This is a genomic window from Sphingopyxis sp. KK2 (genome assembly GCF_001990265.1).
Lineage (GTDB): Bacteria > Pseudomonadota > Alphaproteobacteria > Sphingomonadales > Sphingomonadaceae > Sphingopyxis.
Window position 1 is genome coordinate 1 of the sequence record NZ_LYVN01000201.1, and the last position, 5,243, is coordinate 5,243.

General features: G+C 66.4%; 3 protein-coding genes. All 3 read left to right on the plus strand.

Translation table 11 applies throughout. The features are described from left to right. A partial coding sequence (locus B1A78_RS20185; protein ID WP_077148668.1) for a hypothetical protein occupies positions 1-1,406 on the plus strand: 1,406 nt, incomplete at its 5' end. A gap of 89 nt (positions 1,407-1,495) precedes the next feature. Then, positions 1,496-4,195 (plus strand): TonB-dependent receptor domain-containing protein, encoded by a 2,700-nt coding sequence (locus B1A78_RS20190; protein ID WP_077148669.1) that lies wholly within the window; start codon positions 1,496-1,498, stop codon positions 4,193-4,195. 285 nt (positions 4,196-4,480) lie between these two features. Continuing rightward, the coding region (locus B1A78_RS20195) for a type II secretion system protein N (protein WP_256839580.1) at positions 4,481-5,243 on the plus strand (763 nt) is incomplete at its 3' end.

The window sequence follows — 5,243 nt, forward strand, 5'->3', positions numbered from 1 at the left end:
CGCCGACCCCGACCGGCGTCACCCCCGCCGCCGCCTGCCCGTCGATCGCCGGCCCTGCGCTCGCCGACCTCGGCACGATCACCGGCCCGCAGGGCACCTGGCGCAACTGCGGCTTCCCCGCACGCTTTACCGCCTCGACCGCGATCCCCAAGGTCGCCGGCGTGATCTATTCGCTCCCCGGCCGCGTCGATGTCGGCACCGACCAGGGCGCGACCAGCACCAACACCGACGTCACGCTGACGATCGATCCGGGCGTCACCATCTTCGGCGCGACCGGCGTTTCCTATCTCGTCGTCAACCGCGGCAACCGCATCGACGCCGTCGGCACCCCGACGCAGCCGATCGTCTTCACCGGCCGCGGCAACGTCGTCGGTTCGGCCGATGACAATACCTCGCAGCTGTGGGGCGGTGTCGTCCTGCTCGGCCGTGCGCCGGTCACCGACTGCCTCGCGCCGGGCGCGACGCCGGGCACTGCGGCCTGCGAACGCGACACCGAAGGCACGTCGAACGCGCTCTATGGCGGCGCGCAGCCGGCCGACAATTCGGGCCGCATGTCCTATGTCCAGATCCGCTACTCGGGCTTCATCCTCAGCGCCGACAAGGAACTGCAGGGCCTGACCCCGTCGGGCACCGGTTCGGGCACGACGATCGAGAATATCCAGGTCCACAACAGCTCGGACGACGGCATCGAAGTGTTCGGCGGTCGCGTCAACATGCGCAACCTCGCGATCACCGGCGCCGAAGATGACGGCCTCGACACCGACGTCGGCTACAAGGGCAATGTCCAGTTCCTGCTCGCGGTCCAGCGCGCTGGCGGTAGCGTCGGCGACTCGATGCTCGAAATCGACTCGAACGGCAATGAAGACACGACCCCGCGCCAGAATGTCGCGCTGTCGAACTTCACCTTCATCCACCGCGCCAATGCGGCGGGCAACACCGCGTCGGTGCTGATCCGCGGCGGTGCCGACTATCGCCTGATGAACGGCCTGATCGTGGCGCCGGGCATCTCGTGCGTCCGCATCAACTCGGCGACGACGACGCAGACCACGGGGCCGGACGAAGCCGGGCCGCCGAAGTTCGACTCGGTCAACATGCAGTGCGGCGGCGCCAGCGCCTTCCTCGGCACCAGTGGCGTCACCAACGACCAGGTCGCGGCGATCTTCAACGGCGGCACGAACAACAGCGCGACCTATGTCCCGACGCTGTCGAACGTGTTCATCAACGGCGCCACCGAAACCGCCCGTCCGGCGTTCAACCCGGTGCCGATCAACGCCTTCTTCGTGAACGCGGGTTATGTCGGTGCGGTGCGCGATGCCGCCGACACGCGCTTCACCGGCTGGACCTGCAACAGCGCGACCGCGAGCTTCGGTTCGTCGAGCGCCGCTTGCACGCTCATCCCGGTCTGACGCGCCTTCGTACCTGAATTGGGGCGGGGCGCACCACAGAGGCGCGCCCCGCCCCGCTTATCATCTGAATCATAGGGGTTTTTAGGGCCATGACCAAACGGTCGATTTTCGCCAGCATGCTGCTCCTTTCGTCGGCTCTGGTCGCTCCGGCGGCCTTGGCACAGGATGCTGAACCCGCGGGTTCCAGCGTTGAGTCCACGCCGCCGACCGAAGACGTGGCCGAACCGGCAGCGGCTGAGGAAGAGGCTGACGTCTCGATCCCCGGCGGTGCCGACCAGGAAATCGTGGTCACCGGCCGCTATACCCCCAACGTCGTCCGCGCGACCCCCGAAGTCGTGTCGGTCCTTTCGTCGGCCGACATCGCCCGCACCGGCGAAGGCGATATCTCGGGCTCGCTGCAGCGCGTCACCGGCCTGTCGGTGGTCGGCGGCGGCTTCGTCTATGTCCGCGGCCTTGGCGACCGTTACTCGCTCGCGCTGCTCAACGGTTCGCCGCTGCCCAGCCCCGAACCGCTGAAGCGCGTCGTGCCGCTCGACATTTTCCCATCGAACGTCATCGATTCGACGCTCGTCCAGAAAAGCTATTCGGCGAACTTCCCCGGCGAGTTCGGCGGCGGCGTGATCAACCTCACCACCAAGTCGACCCCGCGCGAGAATTTCCTGACCTTCTCGGGCGGCATCGGCTGGGACAGCGAGACGACCAACGAACTCGGCTATACCTATTATGGCAGCGACACCGACTGGACCGGGTTTGACGACGGCACCCGCGACGTGCCCAAGTCGCTCGCGGCCGCCTTTGCCAGTGGCAAGCCGATCATCGAGGGCGCCGATTTCAGCCAGGACGATCTCGAAGCGATCGCGATGGACCTCGTCAATGCGCCGACGACGCTGCTGCAACAGAACAACCATATCCCGGTGAACTGGTCGGCCGGCGTCACCGGCGGCCTGTCGATCCCGATGGCCGACGGCGAACTCGGCATCATCGCCACCGCCGGCATCAGCAACAAGTGGCGCACGCGCGACACGCTGCAGCAGACCTCGGTCGAGGCCGACCTGTCGGGCGATCCGCAGACGAGCTACAACCGTGTCGTCACCGACAACCGCATCGTCGTCAACGGCCTGCTCGGGTTCGGGCTCGAGATCGGCGAGCACAAGCTGCGCTGGACCAATCTCTATATCCGCGACACTTTGAAGCAGGCGCGGCTTGCCGTCGGGACCGACCAGAACCAGGCCGGCCGCGACATCATGAAGCAGGACACGGCGTGGTACGAACGCCAGCTGATCAACAGCCAGTTCGTCGGCGAATTCCATTTCGACCGGCTCAAGCTCGACCTGCGCGGCGGCTATGCCAATTCGCAGCGCGAGGCGCCCTATGAGCGCAGCTTCACCTATGTCCGTACCAACCTGCCCACCGCGCAGGACCCGGTCGGCGACAAATATGTCAACGACCTCGGCGGCAACAAGGGCGACGCGACGATCGCCTTTTCGGACCTGAACGAGGATCTGTGGTCGGGCGGCGTCGACCTGTCGTACGAGATCGCCCCGCGCATCACGGGCACCGTCGGCTATGCCTATAGCGACACCAGCCGTACCTCGGTGCGCCGCGCCTTCCAGTATCGCGCGTCGAACCTGCCGATCGCGGTGCAGCAGCTGCGTCCCGACTATCTGCTCTCCGACGCATCGATCCAGCTCTATGACATCACCTTGCTCGAAACCTCGGCGCAGGACGGCACCGCGGCGTTCGACGCGGCGCTGACCACCCACGCGGGCTATGCGCAGGTGCAGGCCGAACTGATCGCGGGCGTCAACATCAATGCGGGCGTGCGCTATGAAGACGCCAAGCAGACGGTGTCCCCGATCGACCTGTTCAATTCGGGCGCGTCGTCGATCGTCGATACCAACCTCAACAACGATTATTGGCTGCCCGCAGTCACGCTGACCTGGGAAGTCGCGCCCGACATGCAGCTGCGCGTCAGCGGGTCGAAGACGATCGCGCGCCCGCAGTTCCGCGAACTGGTGGCGCAGGTCTATCAGGATCCCGAATCGAACCGTCTGTTCCGTGGTAACCCGTCGCTGACCGACAGCCGGCTGACGAACGCCGAGGCGCGTTACGAATGGTATTTCGCCAAGGATCAGCGCCTGACCGTCGCGGGCTTCTACAAGTCGATCGACAATCCGATCGAGGCCTATACCTCGATCTCGGACTCGTCGGTGAACACCAGCTATGCCAACGCCCCGAAGGCGACGCTCTATGGCGTCGAGTTCGAACTGCAGAAATATTTCCCGCTCGACACATTGTCGGATGCGCCCTTCTGGGCAAGCCGGCGCGTCGTGGCGATCGGCAACTATACCTATACCCAGTCGGACATTTCGGTCGGCGCGGGCGACACGACGACGATCAATGGCGTCGTGCAGGATGCGAGCAACTTCTTCTTCGACGGTTCGCCGCTCACCGGCCAGTCGGACCATTTGGTGAACGTCCAGATCGGTCTGGAGGATCAGGACAAATTGTCGCAGCAGACGCTGCTCCTGACCTATGCCAGCCCGCGCGTCACCAGCCGCGGTCCGTCGGGCCAGCCCGACCTGCGCGAAAAGCCGGGCATCCAGCTCGACTTCGTCGCACGCCAGGGCATCAACCTGCTGAACAAGGAAATCGAACTGAAGTTCGAGGCGCGCAACCTGACCGGCCGCACCTATCAGGAAGTGCAGGAGTTCGGCGATAACAAGATCTTCTTCAACCGTTACAAGCTTGGCCGCAGCTTCTCGCTGAGCGCCTCGCTGAAATTCTGAGGGTAAATCCTCCCTGCCGCGCAGCGGTGGGGAGGGGGGCCGCTCGCATGGCGAGTGGTGGAGGGGCCGCGAGCGGCGCGAGCCCCTCCGTCAGCCCTCCGGGCTGCCACCTCCCCATGCCTGCGGCACAGGGAGGATAGAAGCGGCGAACTGCCGCAGGCCGGACTCGCTCGACTGTCAAAAAACTGTAATCTTCCCGTCAGCTGATTGTCACCAATCGCCCCTAGGCGATTCGCGAGGCACCATGGTGATGCGGGGGTTCAACAGATTTTCATGGCGACGCTGATGTCCGGATCGGCCGTTCGGCTGCCGCGCGGATTGCCCGCCTGGCTGCGTGCCGGCCGGCGTTCGCCGCGCGCGATCTGGCCGATGCTCGTCGTCGGCCTGCTCGCCCTCCTGCTCGCGGTGCAGGTCGTGCGCCTGCTCTGGACGCTCGTCACACCGCTGTCGCCGCTTGGCGCCTGGCAGCCGCAAACCGCGGTGATCGCCTCGCCCGCCGAGCGCCGCGCGCTGTTCGCGAGCTTCGATCCGTTTTTCCGCACCGGTGCGCAGGGTCCCGCCTCGGCGACGGTGACCGCGCTCGGCCTCACGCTGTTCGGGATCAATATCAACGAAGCGACCGGCGGCGGTTCGGCGATCATTGCGGCCGAGGATGGCGTCCAGAACAGCTATGCCGTCGGCGACGAAATCGCGCCGGGGGTGAAGCTCGTCGGCGTCGCCTTCGACCATGTGCTGCTCGATCGCGGCGGCGCGCGCGAAAGCCTGTTCCTCGACCAGAGCGGCGCGGCGCCCGTCGCGACGCCCGTGAGCCTGCCCGCGCCGACCCCCGAGGTCGGCTCGGCGCCCGCCAATTCCAATGCCGTCGCGGGCGAATTGTCGCCCGCCGCGCTCAAGAGCGGAGTCGGCTTCGCGCCGCGCGCCGAGAATGGCAAGGTCACCGGCGTCGTCGTCCAGCCGCAGGGCGACGGGGCGACCTTCCGCGCCGCGGGACTGCGGCCCGGCGATGTCATTCGCGGGGTCAACGGCCGCCCGATCGGCTCGGCGGGCG

Excerpts from the sequence above, each read along its gene's own strand:
- B1A78_RS20190 (WP_077148669.1), top strand. The coding sequence starts at position 1,496 with ATGACCAAACGGTCGATTTTCGCCAGCATGCTGCTCCTTTCGTCGGCT.